16 protein-coding genes are annotated in these 22741 nt (G+C 39.8%); 4 read left to right on the forward strand and 12 right to left on the reverse strand.

Going from position 1 to position 22741, the window contains the following annotated elements:
* Positions 1-127: 127 nt before the first annotated feature.
* From LXL81_RS21655 to LXL81_RS21710, 12 genes are all read right to left on the reverse strand, one after another.
* Entirely contained in the window at positions 128-778 is a 651-nt protein-coding gene (locus tag LXL81_RS21655) for an outer membrane lipoprotein carrier protein LolA (protein WP_234648850.1), read from the reverse strand.
* A gap of 174 nt (positions 779-952) precedes the next feature.
* Complete coding sequence (locus LXL81_RS21660; RefSeq protein WP_234648851.1) at positions 953-1852, reverse strand: ROK family protein; 900 nt, start codon at positions 1850-1852, stop codon at positions 953-955.
* 5 nt (positions 1853-1857) lie between these two features.
* Positions 1858-3108, reverse strand: a complete 1251-nt coding sequence (gene fucP / locus LXL81_RS21665) for an L-fucose:H+ symporter permease (RefSeq protein ID WP_234648852.1) — start codon at positions 3106-3108, stop codon at positions 1858-1860.
* Between the two features lie 36 nt (positions 3109-3144).
* Positions 3145-4389 carry a S9 family peptidase gene (locus tag LXL81_RS21670; RefSeq protein ID WP_234648853.1) on the reverse strand — a complete coding sequence of 415 codons (1245 nt, stop codon included), beginning with the start codon at positions 4387-4389 and terminating at the stop codon, positions 3145-3147.
* A 183-nt stretch (positions 4390-4572) separates the two neighbouring features.
* Positions 4573-7140, reverse strand: coding sequence for a DNA translocase FtsK (locus LXL81_RS21675; protein ID WP_234648854.1), 2568 nt, complete (start codon positions 7138-7140; stop codon positions 4573-4575).
* Positions 7141-7205: 65 nt separating this feature from the next.
* Positions 7206-8237, reverse strand: coding sequence for a quinone-dependent dihydroorotate dehydrogenase (locus LXL81_RS21680; protein ID WP_234648855.1), 1032 nt, complete (start codon positions 8235-8237; stop codon positions 7206-7208).
* Between the two features lie 115 nt (positions 8238-8352).
* Entirely contained in the window at positions 8353-8676 is a 324-nt protein-coding gene (locus LXL81_RS21685; RefSeq protein ID WP_234648856.1) for a type II toxin-antitoxin system RelE/ParE family toxin, read from the reverse strand.
* Positions 8666-8866 (reverse strand): hypothetical protein, encoded by a 201-nt coding sequence (locus LXL81_RS21690; protein ID WP_234648857.1) that lies wholly within the window; start codon positions 8864-8866, stop codon positions 8666-8668. Before LXL81_RS21690 ends, LXL81_RS21685 begins: the two co-directional genes overlap by 11 nt.
* A 30-nt stretch (positions 8867-8896) precedes the next feature.
* Positions 8897-9100, reverse strand: coding sequence for a hypothetical protein (locus LXL81_RS21695; protein WP_234648858.1), 204 nt, complete (start codon positions 9098-9100; stop codon positions 8897-8899).
* 134 nt (positions 9101-9234) lie between these two features.
* The gene (locus tag LXL81_RS21700; RefSeq protein WP_234648859.1) at positions 9235-9588 is read right to left on the reverse strand and encodes a hypothetical protein; all 354 of its coding nucleotides are present in this window, start codon (positions 9586-9588) and stop codon (positions 9235-9237) included.
* Complete coding sequence (locus tag LXL81_RS21705) at positions 9579-9782, reverse strand: hypothetical protein (RefSeq protein ID WP_234648860.1); 204 nt, start codon at positions 9780-9782, stop codon at positions 9579-9581. Before LXL81_RS21705 ends, LXL81_RS21700 begins: the two co-directional genes overlap by 10 nt.
* Positions 9783-9869: 87 nt before the next feature.
* Entirely contained in the window at positions 9870-11498 is a 1629-nt protein-coding gene (locus tag LXL81_RS21710) for a beta-N-acetylhexosaminidase (RefSeq protein WP_234648861.1), read from the reverse strand.
* 240 nt (positions 11499-11738) lie between these two features.
* On the opposite strand from LXL81_RS21710, the gene LXL81_RS21715 reads away from it, so the two are divergent.
* The 4 genes from LXL81_RS21715 to LXL81_RS21730 all read left to right on the forward strand — a co-directional run bounded on the left by LXL81_RS21715 (position 11739) and on the right by LXL81_RS21730 (position 22738).
* Positions 11739-14168: an outer membrane beta-barrel family protein gene (locus LXL81_RS21715; protein ID WP_234648862.1), complete on the forward strand. Its 2430-nt coding sequence runs from the start codon at positions 11739-11741 to the stop codon at positions 14166-14168.
* A gap of 337 nt (positions 14169-14505) precedes the next feature.
* Entirely contained in the window at positions 14506-15222 is a 717-nt protein-coding gene (locus LXL81_RS21720; protein WP_234648863.1) for a hypothetical protein, read from the forward strand.
* Positions 15223-15369: 147 nt separating this feature from the next.
* A complete protein-coding gene (locus LXL81_RS21725; RefSeq protein ID WP_234648864.1) occupies positions 15370-20301 on the forward strand; it encodes a translocation/assembly module TamB in 4932 nt (1643 codons plus the stop codon).
* Complete coding sequence (locus tag LXL81_RS21730; RefSeq protein WP_234648865.1) at positions 20291-22738, forward strand: BamA/TamA family outer membrane protein; 2448 nt, start codon at positions 20291-20293, stop codon at positions 22736-22738. Before LXL81_RS21725 ends, LXL81_RS21730 begins: the two co-directional genes overlap by 11 nt.
* Positions 22739-22741: the final 3 nt, after the last annotated feature.

Genomic DNA, 22741 nt, shown 5'->3' on the forward strand with positions numbered 1-22741 from the left:
GTTGCATGTTTCTTTTCAATAATGTCAAATTATTGAAGTTTGTTATATTCCAGATAACAAAAAGGAGAAGAAAGCTGTAACACCTTCTTCTCCCAATATTTCTTTCTTTTTACAAGATACTCTGGTATTACCGTAGATCTACAACCTCTACACCAGGAAATTGTTTTGCATTAAAAGTGAAAAAATTATCAGCAACAGCCACATCAGGTTGGAACTGCTCTACTTTATAGGTTACTTTTTGTCCGTTCTTTTGAAATATTTTCCAGCTGTTGATAGAGTTGTCAGCTTTATTAACCTGGATCTGCACTTTATCAACCTGGCTATTTTTGCCAGTTGAAGTCAGCTCAACAACATCGAAAGTCTGGGCACCTTCTTTTTTCTCCTGCAAAAACGCATATTTAAATCCTTTTTTATAAGCAGAATAAATCCGTGTCGGATCAAGATCGCCACCTGCGGTAGGATCAAAATCCTGAAGGTTTACCTCATTCGTTTCTTTGATGTAAGTCGCCATCAGTTTTCCATCATTGAAGATCTCCTGTCCGGCCATTTTCAAACGAAACTTGGTTCCTTTCACAGTAGCGTCACCTTTTAATGGTTTCCCGCCGTCTGGCGTATAGGTGAAAATAGCTTTGAATGATTTTATCTTCTGATATTTATTACTCATAGCATCCAGAATCGCAGTTGATTTTTTATCCCCCTGCGCTTGCGCTGAGTTGAATATTGTCGTAGAAAACAAAACGACTGATAATGCTAATGAGATAATTCCTGATTTTTTCATAATGAATAATTTAATTCTAACTAGGTTCTCTAAAAAGTATGCCAGGTTTATACGGTACGCAAATTTAGACAAAGATGTGAGAGAATGGTTTAAATTTACAAGCAAAGTCCTGACTGCATGTTCGGCCTTACGGCTTTTGAACAATACGGTCAGGACTTTTTTCTTTTATTAACTTTACAATAATGCAGCACCAAAAACACCGGCACTATCTCCCAAATTTGGTTTGAGTATCGGCGTTGTAATCACACCATTATTAAAAATGTATTTTTTGATCCTTTCGTAACCTTCGTTATACAGCAGATCAATGTTTCCAACACCACCGCCGATGACGATCAAACCCGGATCCAGAACATTGATCAGTGTAGAAATTGCACGTCCGTAATATTCCAGCAAACGATCGATCGTTGAAGTTGCGTGACCGTCGGTTCCTGCATGATATTTTTCTAGAATGGTTTTCAGGGATAATTTTTCGCCGCTTTCACGCTCGTAGAATCTCTCCAATGCCGGCCCGGAAATAACCTGTTCCACACAACCTTTTTTACCGCAGTAGCAAGCCTGGCCATTTTCTTCCAGAATATTATGACCCCATTCACCACCAATTCCGTGATGGCCGCCGATGATCTTTTTATTGACAACCAATCCTCCGCCAACGCCTGTTCCCATGATCACACCAAATACAACCTCGGCATCCGGATAGTCTTTCCCGGCACCCATCAAGGCTTCTGCTAATGCGAAACAGTTAGCATCATTGGCAAGTTTTACAGGAATGCCAAGGATATCTTCCAGGTCTTTCTGCATTGGTTTACCATTCAGACAGGTTGTATTTGAGTTTTTCATCAGATTGGTATCCGGCTCGGAAACACCAGGTGTGGCAAAACCGATTTTAAGCGGCCGCTCTCCTATTTCTTCGGATACTAAGTCTATCAGTTTTTTTATTTGAGATAAAATATGCTCATATCCCTTATCAGACTCTGTTGGCAGCCTTTTACGGATGACAACGGCCAGATCATTTTCCGAATCCAATACGGCACATTCTATTTTTGTACCTCCTAAATCTATTCCCCAGAGTTTCATTAATACTATTGAACTTTGTAAAATTTATAACCAAACAAAAATATTACAAAATAGCAGATGATCGGCAAGTAATATGCTGTTGCTACATTTTGATCTGCGAGCATTCCCATAGCGAACGGGAAAAGAGCCCCGCCTACAACGCCCATCGAGATGAATGAAGAAGCCTGCTGCGTATGTGAACCAAGATTTTTTAATCCAAGACTGAATATGGTTGGGAACATGATACTCATGAAGAAATTCAGCATGAGCAGCGCGATAAACGACGGCCAGCCAAGACTTTGTGTAATGATCAAACACATTATCGCATTTCCGATCGCAAAAATGGCCAGTAATGTATGAGGTTTAATATAACGCATTAAAAATGTCCCTACAAAACGGCCAACCAATAACATCGCCATAAAAAGAACCATGTAATTACCTGCAACTTCATCTGTGAAGCCCATTTTCTCATGACCGTAATTAATGAAAAATGCCCAGGTACCGGACTGAGCCGCCACGTTAAAAAACTGAGCAATTACAGCCCACACAAAATGCCTGTGCTCTATCAGTTTTTTCCCTTGTTTTACATCGATGTTAACTGCATCCGGGTCCAGGGCCTCAACATGAGGGTCTGTTAAGGGTGGCACTTTCACGAAAGAGAAACAAATAGCAATTGTAGCAATAACACCACCAATGACCATATACAAAACTTTCACCGACGTCAGATCCGTGCTCCCTTCCACATTGTTACGAAGCAAAAAGTATGAACCGATTGCAGGTCCGATAATTGCTCCCAAGGCGTTAAAAGCCTGTGCAAAGTTGATACGCTGGTCACTCGTACGCTGATCTCCCAAAGAAGCTACAAATGGATGCGCAACAGTTTCAAGGGTGGATAATCCACAGCCCAGAATGAATAATGCAGATACAAAAAGGATAAATGAGCCAACATTGGCTGCCGGTACAAACAAAAATGAACCGAGCGCAAAAAGAGAAAGTCCAAGAAGTACTCCGTTTTTATAACCGAAACGTTTCATGAACAAACCCGCAGGAATCCCCATGACGAAATAAGCTCCAAAAATGGCAAATTGAACGAAAGCAGATTCTGTCTTTGTAAGACTTAAAGTATGTTGAAAATGTTTGTTTAAAACGTCTCCCATCGTGATCGCAATCCCCCATAACATGAAGAGCGATGTTACAAAGGTGATGGTGACAAGAAATCGGCTTTCTGTAAATTTAGCCTTGGTAAGTTCGCTACCAGACGAAGAAATTGAGCTCATTTTTTATTTATTGTAAGATTAGTTGTTTAGATGTTTTTATTTTTGGAGGTGTAAGTTAGAGAAAATTAGAAACTGATGCCAATCAAAACTTGTAACGTCATGCCCGCCTGTCCGGATGTGATAGGCAATTTGCCCCATTACTGACTTGTTTAATTCCGGAATTTCCTTCACTGGCAGGCCATCTGTTTTTAAAAAACGATACACTTTATCCGCTTCTACCGCCGAAGCAAATTCACCTTCCGGATCAGAGTTTTTGTCTCCTTCCGCGCTTGCTATATATACGGGACGCGGAGCTATTAAATCTATGACAAGATGCTGATCAAAAGGAAGTAAGGTGTCCTTATCCATATATTTCCTGAAACTTTTGGCATACCAGTGTGGAAAAACGGTGTTCAATCTCCTGATGTTTTCTCCTATACCGCGATGAAATAATTTCGCTCCGCCTGCACCGGATTCGTTGCTGATCACCATGGCAAAACGGGTATCATTTGCACCAGCCCAAAGCGCGGCTTTACCTAATCTTGAAAAGCCAAATACAGCAACTTTTTTTGAATTAATATCCTTATCCGTTTCCAAATAATCCATTCCTCGACTCAAACCCCATGCCCAGGCAGCTACGGTACTGAAATTATCTTCCTGGTTTTGAAGTTCAGGATACAAAGTATGGACGCCCGTTTTAAAAGATTCTTCTTTTCGATCCGACGCAATTTCTTCCCTGTAAATCGTTGCCAGAGCAAAACCGGCATCAATAATACTGTCAATGGGCCATTGACTTGAATTTGTACCACGACACGCGTCAGTAGCTTTTCCGTTTTCCGTGCAGGGCGAATTTTTACTACTTTCCACCCAGGATTCGCTGAGTTTTATTTTAGGGTCGGCATTGATCGCGTGATTTCCACTAAAATTTATTCCAATGATGGCCGGAACTGGATGTTTGGCTTTATTCGGTATGTAAAGAAGTATATCAAATTTCGCTTCCTTTCCATTTTCCCTGATATGAACGGTTATCTGTTTTCTGGTTGCTTTTCCGCCTAAGGCATTTTTGTCATGATCAAAAACCTCAAAATGCATGTCTTTTGGCTGCCCGGGAGAAATTCCATACATCCCGGTACGAAAAATCTGAAGTAATTCTTCTCTCCGATCATTCCATTGTTTTACAGATGTGACTTTGGTACCGTTATTCAGGGTGAGAGCATCAGGGAGATGAGATTCTTTATTTTGCCCAAAAGACAAAATACTTATTGAAAATAAAAACACAGTCAGACAGAATTTATTTTGCATCAAGTATTTATCGGTTAGGAATACAGTATGAAGCTATCCGATCAAAAGTATACAATGGAGATTGTTTACTGATATTACTCCTTTTAGGTATAAAATTTAATATTACCATTAAAACAAAAACGACTTTTGATATACATGCGTTTCAACACGATACCAAAAGTCATTTTTCTTATTTGTGTCAATTTATCCGCTGATACCCATGGACCTCATGTGATCGTCCAGCTGGCTTAAATCGTGGAACATAACGTCTCTAGCTTTGCTGCCCGTAAATGGACCAACAACGCCGATTAATTCCAGCTGATCCATAATACGGCCGGCACGGTTATAACCCAGTTTCATTTTTCGTTGGATGAGTGACGTACTTCCCTGCTGATGGGTGATTATTAACCGCGCTGCTTCCGGAAGTAACTGGTCAAAATCATCAGTATTTACTTCACTTCTTGATTCAGAACTTTCATCGCCTTCGTATTCAGGTAAGGCATACGCTTCATCATATCCCCGTTGCCCGCCAATAAATTCGCAGACATCCTCAATTTCTCTTGTATCAATAAAAGGACATTGCAAACGGATCACTTCTGAATTAATTGCCAGTAGCATATCTCCTTGTCCAACCAATTGTTCAGCACCGCCCATGTCAAGAATAGTTCTTGAATCGATGCTGGATGTTACCCGGAAAGATAAACGTGCCGGGAAGTTGGCTTTGATCAAACCGGTTATAACCTTTACCGAAGGTCGCTGCGTGGCAACTACCAGGTGAATTCCCACGGCACGGGCAAGCTGGGCCAAACGGGCAATCGGTGTTTCAACCTCTTTTCCGGCCGTCATCATTAAATCCGCAAGCTCATCAATCACCAAAACGATATAAGGCAGGAATTTGTGGCCTTTTTCAGGACTTAATCTTCTCTGCGCAAATTTGGTATTGTATTCTTTCAGATTTCTTACCGATGCTTCCTTCAAAAGATCGTAACGCGAATCCATTTCAATACATAAGGAATTCAGCGTGAAAATTACCTTTTTAGTATCGGTGATAATCGCTTCATCCGCATTAGGAAGTTTTGCCAGAAAGTGCCTTTCCAATTTGTTGAAAAGCGTTAATTCCACCTTTTTCGGATCGACCAGTACAAACTTTAATTCTGCCGGGTGTTTTTTATAGATCAAAGAAGCCAGGATCACATTCAAACCCACAGACTTTCCTTGTCCCGTTGCTCCGGCCATAAGTAAGTGAGGCATTTTGGCAAGATCCGCAATATGGATATCATTTGAAATAGTTTTCCCTAAAACGATCGGCAAGTCATAAGTTGACTTCTGAAACTTTTCGTTCATCAAAACGGAACGGATAAAAACAGTTTCCCGGTTTTTGTTCGGCACCTCAATACCAATCGTTCCACGGCCGGGCATAGGGGCAATAATACGTATTCCCAATGCAGCCAAACTTAATGCGATATCACCTTCCAGATTTTTAATTTTGGAAATCCTTACACCAGCTTCCGGAATGATTTCATAAAGTGTAACCGTTGGCCCAATCGTCGCTTTGATTTTTGATATATTGATACCGTAACTTCCAAGTGTTTCCACAATCTTGGTTTTGTTGCTTTCCAATTCTTCCTGTGTAACCTTTTCATGCTGATTATCAATAACATCACTCAGCAAGTTATACGTTGGGAATTGGTAAGAAGGTAAATCCAGCATCGGGTCATATTGTCCGAATTCCCGAAGAATCGAAGCATTCACATCTTCATCATCAATAACTTCACGAACCTCTTTTGGCAAAAGTGTTTCATCAGAAACTTCCAGTTCCAGTTCAAGATCTGCTGCTGTGACAGCCGGTGCCATTACAGGACTAATGATCGCTGCCGGTTTTACAAAGTCTTCCTTATTTAAAACTTCCAGCACATGAATACCATTATGTTTTTCCTCGATTTCAGGTTCTGTTACCAAAGGAGGAATGATGACATCGTCGTCGTAGGTATCATTTACTACGGAAACATACTCAGGTTCTTTTACAGGCTCCTTTTGAACTTCTACTTCAATATCCGGCAAATCATCAGCAGAATATTGATTAGGCACTTCGGTTTCCTCCACAACTGACAATTCCCTTTCAGGCCTGCGCTGCCAGTTTTCGACCAATGTTTTGGCGTCATAGAAATATACCGCAAATACAAAAAGAGCAAATAAAATAGGAATGATACTTCCCCATTTGAGCCAGTCGAAAAGCCAGACATTGATCATGTAGCCAAAGCCGCCGGAAGCAAAACTCATCGTGTTTTCAGTATTGCTCATCAGAACAATGTAACCCATTAAAACACTTACCCAAAGTGTATAAAAAATAACTTCCTGTGTAGCACGCGTAAGCGGCAGCAATTCTTTCCCGAAAGCAATTTTCCAACCCGCCAGGATTGGGACAAAAGGAAGCAATAATGCGCCGACACCAAACCAGCGGTAAACAAAAATATGTGAAAATGTAGCACCCAGTACGCCTAAAAAATTACGCGTTTGCCGGCCAGCATCACGAATAGATTCCTGCCCCAAAGTATCAACTATACTTTGATCGGCTAAACCGGTAATGATGTAGGATATAAATGAAACTTCTAAAATGATTCCTGACAAAAGGAAAAAAATCCCCCAGGCCAGAGTACTTTTCGGGCTGGAAAATATACTATCCCAATCCAGAGATAATCTGAAACGGGGCCTCACACCTTCCTCTTCTGTCCTCGTTCGTTGTGTATTTCCTCTCAGCTTATTTACAGACATTTATCCCGGTGCTTATTTTTTATGAATGTATGAAGTGCTTTCTATTTTTTCAATCTGGCAGGCTATTATTTTGCTACCATGGCCTTACAAATTTTCTTGACCACACCCGGACCTTCATAAATGAAGCTGGTGTAAATTTGTAACAGACTTGCGCCGGCATTGCGTTTTTCCAGTGCATCTGCCGGAGAAGCGATACCGCCTACTCCGATAACCGGAAACGTATTTCCCGATCTTTCGCAAAGATAATGAATTACCTCGGTAGCCCGGTATTTCAGTGGCTGTCCGCTCAGTCCACCGGCACCGATGTTATCCAGCGTATCTTTTGTTGTTTTTAAATCTGCACGGCTAATCGTAGTATTTGTAGCAATAACGCCGGCAATTCCGGTTTCTTTTACAATATCAATAATATCATCCAACTGACTGAAAGTCAAATCCGGAGCAATTTTTAAAAATATCGGTTTGGGATTTGGTCTTTGATTGTTTCGGATTTGAAGCTCACGAAGGATTTCTGTCAAGGGCCCTTTTTCCTGTAAATCACGCAATCCGGGTGTATTGGGTGAGCTTACATTGACAACGAAATAATCAACCACGTCAAACAATTCGTTGAAACAAATGATGTAATCACTGAGCGCCTGCTCATTTGGGGTATCTTTATTTTTACCAATATTCCCGCCAACCAGGATTTTGGATTTACGGTAACGCAATTTCGCCGCGGCAACAGCTGCGCCTTTATTATTGAAACCCATCCGGTTAATAAGTCCTTCATCTTCCTTCACACGAAACAGTCTTGGTTTGTCATTTCCCGGCTGAGGGCGCGGCGTAACGGTTCCAATTTCAATAAATCCAAAACCCAAAGCTTCAAGCTGATCAACCATTTCTGCGTTTTTATCAAAACCTGCTGCAAGGCCGATCGGGTTACGAAAACGCAAACCAGCCACTTCCTGCACCAGATCCGGATGTTCAAAAGTATACATACTTCTCAGCAAAGCAGGAACACCCGGAATTTTAAAGGCGATTTGCAGCATTTCACAAACGAAGTAATGAATACGCTCGGCATCGAACCGGAAGAAGATCGGTAAAAGGATATATTTATACATTCTGCAAAAATAGAATGTTTGGGGGGAAGGGAGGAAGGGTGTGGGTTTTTTATTTTTGTATTACTTACAGCTAGGTAGTGTCATTCAAATTACAGTCGTACAAAAATTACTTTAATTATATATCCTTTAATAATTGTTTTAGATCAGTGTCTGAAACTGTTTCTTTATCAGATTTATCATATATCGTCAACAAGTAAATGTTCTTATCTACTATTTTAACATAGGTAATTAATCTACCTCCACCACTTTTGCCTTTTCCTTTACTTTTGATTGCAATTCTTACTTTGTAGCAGTTTTTGAAAATTTCTGATCCTTGTGTGGGATTTTCGCTTAAAGAATTGGACAACTCTTTGATATCGGAAATAATTGAAGGATATTTTTTACTAAGTTTTTTAAACTCCTTTTGAAAATTGGGAGTGGGAATTATTTTAAAGCTCATTTAAAAACTGTTCTAGTGTTTTTGCCTCAATTTCTCCGTTCTCGATTTGCTCCATTTCTCTATAACCAGCTTTTATACTTTCCGCCAAATTAAAAGCTTCCAGTTTTTTTTCAACCTCTTTCCAATCTTTTAATGGTAATTGCACCGCGGTAATTTTACCCTTGGAATTTGAAACGAATTGTACATTCATATCCTTTAATATTTAATAAGAAAATAATATTTAAAACCAATCTGCCTTCTTTATCTCAATTGTCTTTTTTGCATTCGGATCTTTCCTGATCCCCATGAATTCATTAAACTTTCTCCTATTCTCGAAAAATTTAATGTAGCGCTCTTCGGGAGTATCCTTTTTCCCTTCTCGCAATGATTCGAGATATGGATCATTTTTGTCCTTGAAAAATATAATCCGCTTATTCTGTTCCATAATCAGTTTAGAGATCAGTATTTCCAGATAATCTTTTTAGAAGGTCATCAATCATCAAAATATCATTCAAATCTTTTGGCCGTCTCGCCAGGATTTTACTTTCCCTTAAATCATTAATATGAAAAAAATAAATTTTAAATCCAGTTGCAGAAATAAATTCTCTTGCTCTGCCGACATTCATTAAACTCCATTCTAAGGTGAACAGATGTTAAAATATCTATAGGTCCCTCTAAACGGACAATTTGAGCCTGAGTGAAATCCAAATCTTTTATCCCATGAATTTCCTCCTCTTCATATCCAAGAGAAACCAAAGTATGGATAAGTTTTTCTTTATTATCGTCTGTTGGTTTAATCCAGAAATCGGCATCGCTGGTATAGCGATGAATGCCATGCATAGCAAGTGCTAACCCTCCAATTAGCAAATACTCCAGGTCATTTTCATAAGCTGCTTTAACAAATTTCAAAAATTCATTATCTTCTAAATCCATTCAGGTTTTGAAATTATGATGCGCTTTTTAGTTGCTGCTGTTTTTTCTGAGGGAAAAATTTGCTCATGGAATATTCTCATTTTAAGGAAAGCATCGAATCGTTCCTGAAGAGACATCTCAATATTGATCTGAAATTGATCATCTTCAAGCTCTTCAAAAGTTTTAAAAACTTTAATCCGTTTCTTCTTTTCCATACTAACTCCAACTAATTGATTACGTAAATATAACAAAAAAGGCATCCCGACAAGCAGGATACCTTTTCAATATAAAACCGTCAAACCTTACTTTTTAGCAGACCAGTTGTATTTGAATTTATCATTGATCGGAGCACCAAAATAGTTAACGCCTAAATAATCCAGTCGTTTTTTGTGTACTTCCAGCCGTTTGCTGAAATCTGCAAAATCTTTTTTATCAGCCGGTGTCCAGCCGGTTTCAGCGATGGCAATTCCACGAGGGAAAACCATATATTCCACATAATCAGATGTGGTCATGTATTCTGTCCACACATTTCCCTGAACGCCCAGAATATGTTTTGCCTGCTCAGCTGTCAATTCTTTTGGGGTCGGATCGTATGAATATGATTCAGCAAGATCCGTAAAACCTCCGATTGCGATAGGTTGCGATTTTGCTTCCGCCTGGTAGTGATCCAGATAAACAAAATTATTTGGTGTCATAATTACATCATGATTTTCCTTCGCCGCTGCGATTCCGCCTTCAGTGCCCCTCCAGCTCATTACCGTAGCATTAGGCGAAAGTCCACCTTCCAGAATTTCATCCCAACCGATAATGCTGCGACCTTTTGAAGTCACAAATTTATCAATACGTTTGATCACATAACTTTGTAAACCATGCTCGTCTTTCAGGTTCTCCTTTTTGATCAGATCCTGCGCAAAACGACTTTCTTTCCACTGCGTTTTTGGACACTCGTCACCCCCAATGTGGATATATTTACCTGGGAAAAGATCAATAACCTCGGTCAAAACATCTTCCAGGAATTTAAATGTTTCTTCACGCGGCATGAAAACGTCATCATAAACACCCCATTTTGTTCCAACTTCATAAATTTTGTCAGGATTATTTCCCAGTTTCGGATAAGCTGACAAAGCGGCCAGCGCATGGCCCGGCAGTTCAATTTCAGGAATTACATTTACGAAACGATCCTCGGCATATTTCAGCACTTCCCTTATTTCTGCCTGGGTATAAAAACCGCCATAAGGTGTTCCGTCATACTTCTGGTCACTATAATGGCCTTTCATTGTTTCCTTACGCTTCGAACCGATCGTTGTCAGTTCAGGATATTTTTTGATCTCGATTCTCCATCCCTGATCGTCTGTCAAATGCCAGTGAAACTGGTTTTGTTTGTGCAAAGCGATCAGATCAATATACTTTTTGACAAATTCAGCAGGCATAAAATGGCGGCCAACATCGAGCATCAACCCACGATAAGCATAACGCGGCATATCTTTGATCGTAACATAAGGAACGACCCATTTAACATTACTGACAACTTTCGGACTGAAAATTTCAACCGGCAAAAGCTGCAACAAAGACTGAATTCCGTAAAAAGCTCCTTTCGCAGTTTGCGCCTGAATCGTTACTCCTTTTGGTGTAGACAACAAGCGGTATCCCTCTTCCCCCAAACTTGCATCTGAAGAAAGAACCAATGAAATATCACCTTTTCCTTTCACTGTTTTCACAGCATATCCACTGGCTTTGTTTATTTGTCCGGCAAGCATTTCTGCAACTTTCGTCCATTTTGCATCTGCCGGTGCTCCAATTTTAGACTTGGCTTCCAAAGTCCACTCACCTTTTGCCACCAGCATCTGGGTTGGTTTTGGAATGATATTAGGCTGAGCCCAGGTTGTACAGAACCCTAGGCAACTGAGTAATGTAAAGAGAAAACGTTTCATCAGGTAATGATTTAGAATACTTTATTAAAATAATTTAAAAACTATGCAAATTAATTCAACAGCCAATTAAAATACTAACGATCTTACTTTTTTTATAATTTTGTACAATTAAAAACAAAAAATTACCGTTGAATATTTTTGCTTTTAGTATAGTTTAATGAGTATATTTCAAGTAGTTAATACCTTTTAGATATTTAGATTCCTAATAATTCCTACCCCTGATAACTTTAAAAAATAATAATGTTTAAAAACTCATTCTTTACCCGAAGACTTCCCGCCATTATCCTTACAGCACTGGTTGTCACCAATATTCCACTAAAAACCTACGCAAAAACGCATTTTTCCACACGCATTCCCATTGGTGGCAAGCTGATCGGCAAGGTGGTTGAAGCTCCAAAAAATGCAGTGGTCAGCTTCGCTACTATTGCTGTTTTACTTGCAAAAGATTCTACTGTTACGGGCGGTGCCATCACGGATGAAAATGGTGTTTTTACAATTGCCGATGTCAAACCCGGAAACTATATCTTACGGATAACGAACATGGGTTATGAAACGCTTTTTGTCCCCAATATAAGCGTTGCCACCGAAGCCAATATTACCGATCTTGGGACGCTTGCTATCATCACATCTTCGCAAAAACTAAATGAAGTTGTGATCCGGGGCGAGAAGGCGATGATTGTTGAGGATATTGATAAAAAGATGATTACAATCGGAAAGGATATGCTTGCGAGCAGTAATAATGCAAGTGATCTTTTAACAAAATTACCATCCGTTTCTTTGGATGAAAACGGGAATCCTCAGGTTCGTGGAAAGGGGAATGTGATTGTTTTGATTGATGGAAAACCTTCAACACTTTATGGCAGCGATCTTCCCACGGTTTTACAATCTTTCCCGGCAGAATTGATCGAGCGCATTGATGTTTCTACAACACCTTCGGCAAAATATGAAGGGGATGGAGCGTCGGGAGTGATTGATATTATCACCAAAAAGAATAAAATCAGAGGATTGAATGGCGGGGCACGGACCAGTCTTGGTTTGAAAAACAATAATAATGCATCCGGAAATGTAAGTTACCGTGCCGGAAAGCTGGGTTTGAATGCATCCATCAATGGCCAAAACCGTAACATGTTTTGGAAACGCAGATTGAATCGTGATAACTTCCTTGGCGACGAACCTTCACGGCTGGAGCAGCGCGGAACAGGAAATAATAAAAATAAAAATCTTTTTGGCCGCCTCGGTGCCAATTATGACATCAACGATAAAAACAGCGTTGAGCTAAGTGTCAATTACTCCCGTGATCAAAGTAATACGAAAAGTGATCTGGTAAATAATTCGGCACTTTTAACTGGTCAGATACTGGATCATTTTGACAGAATTAATCAAAGTAAAGGCAACGGAAATAATTTAAGTACCAGCTTTGACTATCGCCGGAAGTTTAACAAAAAGGACGAACTGCTGACTTTCACTGCCAATTATTCTGAGGGAAAATCCGGAAATAATTCGATGTATGATCAGGTTGATGATGTGGATAGCCTATCAAAATACCAGCAAAATATGCGGACCGGCAGGAGCAAATCGCTGTTTCTGAATACTGATTATACTTTGCCTGTAACCGATAAAGCAACCCTGGAAGTAGGTTTCCGTACACGATTCAATACAAATGACAACACCAATGCATTTTATCTGCTGAACGCTGAATCCGGAAATTTCGAATTTGACAATTCGATCAGCAACATATTCGGGTATAAAAATTCGGTTTATACCGGTTATTTGAATTTTTCTCAAAAAACAGATCTCTGGGGTTTGCGCGCAGGTTTAAGACTGACAGATTCTGATCAGGAAATTGATCAGATCAGTGCCGGAAGAGATTTTTCTGTCAACTTCCTGACCTTATCTCCATCACTGGCCATCAGCAGAAAACTGGATGACAATTCCCTTATCAAATTAAATTACAGCCGTCGCGTGCAGCGTCCGGAGGCCGATTGGCTAAATCCATATACTGACGTTTCAGATCCAAAAAACATTCAGACAGGAAACCCGAACCTTCGCCCGGAATTTACGCACAAAGCTGAAATGGCTTATTCCAACTATGAAGAAAATGGCGGATGGGGCCCTTCACTTTTTATGGATTATTCCAATAACGCCATTACGCGTCTAAGGACTATCAATACCGAAGGAATTTCACTGACTCAGTACGACAACATTGGAAAAGAACTTAATTATGGTTTTGAAACCGACTTTTCACAAAAGTTTGGTGATATATTAAAAATCAACGGAAGCGGAAGATTTTTCAGAAGTGAGGTCGTTTCTGCACTCGCAAACATTGATAACAGAACGTGGAGTTATTCAGGAAACCTGAATGCTTTTGTAACATTACCTCTTGATTTCAAAGCGTCAGCTTATATAAATTATGAAGGTCCGAGAGCGATTGCACAAGGAACCCGCCAGGGTGTTTTTGTAGCAAATATGGGACTAAGGAAAGATCTGCTGGAAAAAAAAGCAACACTTTCTTTCAATATACAGGACATTTTTCTTTCCCGCGCTTACAAAAGTCAGCTTGCAACAGATACCTATCTTCAAAATTCGTTGTGGCAGCAAACAAACCGTTTGGTTAACCTGACGTTTCAATACCGTTTCGGAAAAATATCCATGAGCGGAGACGAATCCTGAGCGGCAAAATCATAAGTAACTAATAATAAGGGAAGAAGCAGATGAGATGCTCTCTTCCCTTTATTATTTTTTTCCTGTTCTTTCCGAGGTCATGATTTATAATTCGCATTGCATTTATTCATCTAAAAGTAGAAAATCTGACTAAACATATATCCCCGGTCCGTTCAAAATTAAAGTAGCCAGGTACTGGAACGGTTTTTGCCACTTGCAGCAATAAATATGGTATTTTTACTTTTATCAGTATATATAACATACCAAGCCTGTTATTTTTCAGGATCTGGGTTACTTATACTGATATCATACGTACCATATTTTTAACTTAACACAACCCATTCACATGAAAAGATTCATCGGTATTTCGCTCGCTATACTTTTAGCTTCTGTATCGGTTTTTGCACAAACAAGAATTCCTGCTGATACCATTTTTGATAATTATTACAAAGCGACTGGCGGAAAATCACTTTGGCAAAATATAAAAACTTACAGTCTCAAACGCAGCTATACCTCGGCTTCCTCGACACCATACACATCGAGTATAGCAGTCTCCATCCCGGACAATTCGGTTTATAAGTCTAAAACCATTATGAACCGTGCTTTCGTTTACACAATGAAAGGTGCTGACGCCTGGGTTAAAGTGCCTCTTGGAAACAAGACTGATGTAAAAGACCTGAGCCAGGCAGAGAAAGATGCCATGAAATATGAGATGTATGACAACCTGGCTCCTTTTATTGATTATCAAAATCGAGGTTTTATTGCCTCTACCGTTGGTACAGAAACTATAAACGGAGTTGCCACAAACCAGGTTGAGCTGCAGGGAAAGGGAGTGAAATACAATTTGTATTTTGATGCAAAAACTGGTTTGCTTACACGTCAGAGAGAAAACATCGGAGGTGTGGAAACGGTTACTGATTTTTCAAATTATACAAAATCTGCATCCGGGCTGTTGTATCCTGCTAAACTTGTACAGGTAAACAGTGTTGACAAAAAACCTTTGCAAGTGACGTCTTCGATTTCAATCAACGACGCAGTAAGTCCTGATTTATTTAAGCGTTAGTTAGCTGGTAAATTAAATCTATTTGGTGAGTAGTGTATGAGCCTGAATTATCCGGCAGGTATGCTACTCACTCGGTTGTAAAACCGGTCATATTAAGAAAACTTCACCCATCCTGCTACTATGAAATGGATGGAATAACTTTAAAGAATGAAGAAAGCACTAAAAGTATTGGCGATAATATTACTGACAGTTTTAATCCTGATTGGTGTGTTAATATGGGGTATACAAACTCCTGCCGGTCAAAACTTTCTGACTACACAGGCAAATGATTATTTGCGCAAAAAACTTAAAACCAAACTTAACGTAGAAAAAATACGATTCGATATTCCGGATTGGATAGTACTGGAAGGTGTTTATTTTGCTGATCAAAAAGGCGACACTTTGGTTTCCGGAAAAATGCTGCGTGTCGATATGGACATGTATTCGCTTATAAAAGGTAATGTCGGGATCAATCAAATTGAGCTGGAAGGCGCAGTTGCCAACATTCACAGGACTTTGCCGGATACCGTTTTCAATTTTCAATTTATTGTCGATGCATTCGCAAGCACGGATCCTGCCGCTCCGGTAGACACTACGACCAAACCAATGGAAATGCGTTTGGATAAAATATTACTGAAACAAGTAAGACTTTCATACAAAGATGCAGTCATTGGAACTGATGCAGATGCTAATATTGATTCTGCATATGTTTCGTTTGATAAATTTAATCCGACACTTTCGCAATACCATCCGACCAAAATTGCACTTTATAACAGCGGAGCAAAACTTCGGATGTATAAAGCGTTAGTGATCGATACTTTGGTTACACCAACCAATCCGGCGGATTCACTTGATTTGAAACTTGGAGATATTGATATTTCTAAGTTTAACTGGGTATTTACGGACGAAACTTCCGGCCTTAACAATGGAATAACCGTTGGCACACTTAAAGGAAAAATCAACAGCATTTACATGGGCAGCCAGCGTGTAAATGTTGAAAGTGTATTGATTGAAAACATGACGGCCTATGCGGAGTTTGCGAAAAAAGCCACATCGAAAACCAGTCCGCCAGCGACTCAGGCTGATACCACTACCACACCTGGCTGGTTTGCAATTGTAAAAGATATTAAGGTTGTCAACACCGGTTTGCGTTATGATGACTTCAATTCAAAACCGATCGCAAAAGGCCTCGATTACGCGCATTTGGATGTAAAAAAATTAAATGTTGATTTAAAAGATTTTCTTTTTTCAACCGATAACATAACCGGAAAATTAGCAAAAAGCTCATTTGAAGATAAGAGCGGATTTAAGGTGCTGGCGCTGAGAACGGATTTTGGCTATGGCGCCAAACAGACATATCTGCGCAAACTTTATTTTCAGACACCTAATTCACTCCTTCGCGATGAATTGACATTGCGATACAATAACATTGATGACCTGACCAAAAATTTGAACGACGTCAAAATCCGTTTGAATCTGACAGAAACACATCTTGCTTTTTCAGATATATTATTACTCGCTCCGGATCTTTCAAAGACACCACCATTTGACAAAGAACCAAATGGTGTTGTAAAAGGATCAGGACTTGTTACTGGCTCGGTGGATGATATGCTGATTTCGAAAGCACGTTTCAGTATGCTTGATGGTACTGTACTGAGTTTGGATGGAAGAATTCGTGGTTTACCTGATGCTGATAAATTGTCGGCTGACATGACAATCAATGAGTTGTCTTCTACAAAAGCAGACCTGATGAAAATGCTTCCGGACAGCGCAGTGCCTTCGAGTATTGAGCTGCCAGAAACGATTAAAATTACAGGAAAAGTGAACGGTTCAATGTCTAACCTTACGCTTTCGACCAATATTAATACTTCGTTTGGTAACGGTACTTTCACCGGAAACCTTCAGGATATTACAGACAGCATTAAGGCGAAATACGACGGAATGTTGAGTTTTACCGATTTTGATATGGGTAAAATGTTGAAACAACCACCGGAGCAATTAGGTAAATTAACGCTGTCCACACAACTGGCAGGAATTGGCTATACGCCTTCAAGAATGAAAGCGCGTTTGAATGGGACAATTCAAAGTGCTGATATACAAGGCTATGTATACAATAACCTGACACTTAAAGGGGATGTGGATCATGGATTGGCTAATGTAGAAGCTAACATGAAGGATGAAAATATTGGTATTGCCTTAAAAGGACAAGCCGATCTTTCGAAGGAATTTCCAAGTGTGAAGGGTGAAGCGCAAATTGACCATATGGATTTGACCGCACTGCATCTTTACAATGATTCTTTGCAAGTGAAGGGGAATATCAAAATCGATATGCCTTCCACAAATCCTGAAAATCCAATAGGTACTGTTTCTGTTAATAATTTATTGCTGACCCATCACAAAAGACCGGTTAGTATTTCTGATATGACGGTTCAGCTGGCAGATACCGCTGGCAATAAAAGAGCTACAATCAAATCGCCGTTTTTGAATGCAAAACTGGAAGGGAAATTTGTTTATACTGAAATTGCAGATGCGATTTTAACCGAAACAAGCAAACACTTTGCAGTGCCCGGCCTGACTTACAAACCTGTTACAAAACCGACAGATTTCACGCTCGACGCAGCTGTAATGGATCATCCGCTTTTCAAAATATTTGCTCCGCAATTAACAGAACTTAAACCGGTTGTTCTGCATGCGGAACTAAATAATCAGCAAGATTCGACAATCATCGCTAACCTCAGCATTCCTCTGGTTGAATATGACAGCATTCACACGGAAAAGGTTTTGGTGAATATGAGCAGTGTGAAAGAAAAAGCTGTGATGAATGCCTATCTCGGCAGTGTGCAAACGGGTAGTTTCAGAATGCAGAATGCGTCTTTGAAAACCGATATAGCGAAGAACGACGTTAAGTTTAATTTTATGGTTAAAGATTCGGCCAATACGGATCGTCATGGAATTAATGGAGACCTTGCCCTGGTTGATAACCGTTATCAGTTACGTTTACGGAAAGGATTATTAATTGATTACAAGAAATGGGCGACGGATAGTGAAGGTTATGTCCAATATGCACCGGATAGTGTTTTGGTCAAAAACTTTGTAATCCGAAATGATTATCAATCACTAACCATCAATTCTTCAACAAACGCGCCAAATAGCCCGTTGGACATTACAGCAGACAGCATTTCAATCGGCCAGTTTGTGGCACTTGCTACAAGGGATTCAACAATGGCCACAGGTACACTTAGCGGAAAAATCAGATTAAGTAACTATATGGTTTCTCCGGTTTACACAGGGCAATTGTCGATCAACAATCTGGCTTTAATGAAAATCCCGGTTGGGAATCTGGCCATTCGTTCAACCAATGAAACAGAAGACAGAATCAGAGTTGGGATGTCATTAACAAGCGATAAAAACGACATGAGACTTTATGGTGCCTATCGTTTGAAAGATGAAAATCCTTTGAACTTTACTTTGGATCTTAAAAAATTCGGGGCAGAAACGGTAGAAGCTTTCAGTTTTGGACAATTGAAACGGGCTACCGGAAATCTTTCCGGACAAACAAAAATTACAGGATCAACAGATAGTCCGCAATTGAACGGGTCAATTAATTTTGACGATGTTGCTTTTAACGTTACCCAACTTGGCGCGCGTTATTCTTTAACCAATCAGAAAATCAATTTTAACGGTCAGGATATCAATTTTAACAATTTCATTGTTGCCGATTCACTTAAACAACAACTTAAAGTAAATGGTAATGTAAATATCGCCACGATACCTGATGTTAAGTATAACCTCAAAATTGACGCGAAAAACTTTACCGTTTTAAGTTCAACACAAAAAGAAAACGACCTTTTCTATGGAAAAGCCATCGTGGATGCAAATCTGACAGTGAAAGGGAAAGGTAGCAGCTCTATTGTAGATGGAAATGTGAAACTTGACCCGGAAAGTAATGTTACGGTGGTGATGTCAAACAGCGCTACTGAAACCGGCGATGCCAGTAAAGGAGTTATTGAATTTGTGGATATGAGCCAGTTGGCCCAGGTATCGAAAGCAGACTCTCTTGAAGCAGCCAAACAGATCATTGTTGACTTTGCATCACAAATTTCACTGGATATAGACGTTGATGACAAGTCCCAATTCACGGTTGTTATTGATGAACTCAATGGTGACAATATCAAACTAAAAGGAAATGCAAAACTGAATACGGGTATTGCACCGAACGGTCAGCTTTATTTAATCGGAGCGTACGACCTGACGCAAGGTTCGTATGATCTGACACTTCAGATCCTTAAAAGAAATTTTGAGATCCGTAAGGGAAGCAGCCTGATCTGGACAGGTGACCCGATGAAAGCAGACCTGAACATCACGGCTGTTTATCCGGTTATGGTTGATCCTGGATCGATTGACAATAACTATAAAGGCGACCGTAAAATTCCGATTGAAGTTCAGATTATCATTACCGGAAATCTTTCTTCTCCTAACATTACTTTCAATGTTGAGCCTGGCGCAGAAGTTTCGGAAAATGTTAAAACTGACATTACAAACCAGACATTTTGGAATGATATGCAGAACAATCCGTCTGAAATGAACAAACAGGCATTTGCCCTTTTGATCACCAATAAATTTATTACAGATCAAACTTCTTCCGGCTTTAATATAGGGTCAAGCGCAGAACAGATTGCCAGACAAAGTGTGAGTCAGCTTTTGAGTGATCAGCTTAATAACCTTGCAGGTGACCTTGTTAAAGGTGTTAATCTGGATTTAAATGTAAATTCCTCAACCGACCAGGTTGCGGGGGCCAGAACTGATTTGAACGTTGGTTTAAGCAAGGCATTCCTGGGCGACAGACTGAAAATCTCTGTTGGAAAAAACTTTGAGCTGGAAAGTAAGTCACAGACACCAAGCTCATCCGAAGTATTTGACAACATTGCATTGGACTATTCACTTAGCAAGGACGGAAGATATCTTTTCCGCGGATATCGAAAAAACCAATATCAGTCAATTCTCGAAGGCTTCATTGTTGAAACGGGTGTAAGTTTTATTATAACAGCGGATTACGATTTGTTCCGTGAAATTTTTCAAAAGCAAAAAAATGAGAATTAATACTTTAGCCATCTTTGTGATATGTATTTTACTGGGAAGCTGCTCGGTAAGAAAGTACGTCCCGGCTGGCCAAAGCCTGTATGTTGGGAATACTGTAAAAATAACGCCGGATACGCTTAGCAAACCGAAAGTAGCAGATCTGGCTACAAGTCTGGAAGCAATTGTGAAGCCACCACCAAATAAAACTATTTTTGGATTTCCCTGGAAAGTATGGTTTTATTACTGGATTGGCCAGCCAAAGGATGAAGGTGGTTTGCGTAGCTGGTTTCGCAAAAAATTGGGTCAGCCACCTGTGTATGCAAACCAAAGAATTGTCGATATCAATGCCAAAAATATGGTTGGCTTTATGGACAACGAAGGCTATTATAAATCGTCTGCTGCCGGTAAACTTGAATATAAAATAAAAAAAAGAACGGCTACTGCCCATTACGAAGCTTATGTGATGCCGCGTTATTTTATAAACCAGGTCAATTTTGTAGTACCTGATAGTGCGCAGTTCAACAAGGATCTGGTAGCTACTAAAAAAGATTCGTATTTGAGAAAAGGTGATCCAATAAGGCTTGATGTAATAACTTCTGAGCGTTCCCGAATCGAACAGCTTTTAAAAAGAAAAGGATATTATTATTTCAACCCGGATTATCTGATTGTCCGCGTGGATTCCACCATTGGTCGTCAGGATTCGACGATGGGACCACAGCAGGTAAACCTTTACCTGGAGGTAAAAAAGGAAACTGCACAAACGGCTTTGAAGCAATATTATATCAATCAGATATATGTAAACACTGGGACAAATCAGGATAAAAGTGCTGATAGCGCAATAAATAAAGGTCCTTTAAGAAGAGGAATCAATATTAATGATCCTGGGAAACTTTATAAAAGACGGATTTTCTACGATGCAATCGCTTTTCGTAAAGGGAACTTATACACGAATACGCAACAGGATCTTTCAGTACAGAGACTGGTTAACTTTCAGAATTTCAAGTTCGTTAAGAACAGCTTTGAGTTAGTACCACGATCAGATTCAGCAATGCTGAATGTGTACTATAATCTAGCGCCTTTGAAGAAAAAGTCTCTTCAAACGGTACTAAGTGCCAGTACAAAATCAAATAACCTGGGAGGTTCGCAATTAACGGTCAATCTAAAAAACAGAAATTTCCTTCGCGGAGGAGAAATCTTCACATTAAGTCCTTATTTCGGTTTTGACGTTCAGTTAGGCGGAAATCGGGTTGAAAATCCCGGTAAAGTTGGAAATGAATACATACGTTACGGAGCGGTAGCAAGTTTGTCTTTTCCAAGATTTGTAATTCCATTTGTTAAAATACGTCCGGAAAGAAGTCAGGTGTTACCTAAGACTATTATGGCTTTAACTTATGAGAACAGAATCCAGCGTGATTTTTACACAACAAGATCCATTCGTTTTGATTACTCTTTTGTATGGAGTAAAAATTCCCGGCTGGAACATACATTGACTCCCATAGCACTCAACTTTGTTGAACCTAGAAATATTAATCCGGAGAAATATCTTGATATTCTTTTCAGTCAGTTAGTAACCCCATTGGAAAAGAGACGTTACAGGGATCTTTTTGAAACCAAGTATTTCATCATGGGCTCTAATTATTCAGTTTCTTATCGTCCTACCCCTAAACCTTTCAGCAAGAACCAATTTGTGATGATTGGCGGTATTGACTATGGTGGAAACTTATTAAGTTTATTGGGTAAGAAAAATTCAGTGGATAGTATTATTCCAAAAGAAATATTCGGTATACCGATTTTGCAATTTGTAAAACTTGATGGAGATATACGTTACTACCGGACTATCAATTCAAGAATTAAATGGGCAAACAGGTTTCTGGCCGGTGTAGGTATTCCATTTGGCAATTCCAGAACGATGCAAATGCCGCAGTTCAAACAATATTTTGCAGGTGGAAGTACAGGTTTGCGCGCTTTCAGAGCCAGAGCAGTGGGCCCGGGAGCCTATAATCAGGATACCACTTCGGTGCGGCTTTTCGGATATCAGTCTTTTGGTGATATCAGATTAGAAGCTAACTCGGAAGTCAGGATGAAATTTACGGATATCATTGGAGGAGCAGTATTTGTCGATGCCGGTAATGTGTGGTCATACCGGGGCGATGCTTCAGAAGGTTATGGCTCAGAATCTGTATTTAAAAAGAATTTCCTCAATCAGGTGGCCGTTGGTGGCGGGATTGGTCTTCGGCTGGATTTCTCCTTCCTCGTTTTCCGTCTGGATTTGGCAACACCATTTAGAAAACCATGGTATACCATAACACCTGTCGATTCGGATCCGAATGCTCCCTTGGATCCAAGTGCGCCGGTTAAGTATAAGAATCCATGGGTATTTAACGAGATTAATTTTGGAAGCAGAACCTGGCGGAAGGAGAATTTAGTACTGAATATAGCCGTTGGGCTTCCATTCTAATCT

This window comes from Dyadobacter sp. CY356 (assembly GCF_021440195.1).
Classification (GTDB): Bacteria; Bacteroidota; Bacteroidia; order Cytophagales; family Spirosomataceae; genus Dyadobacter.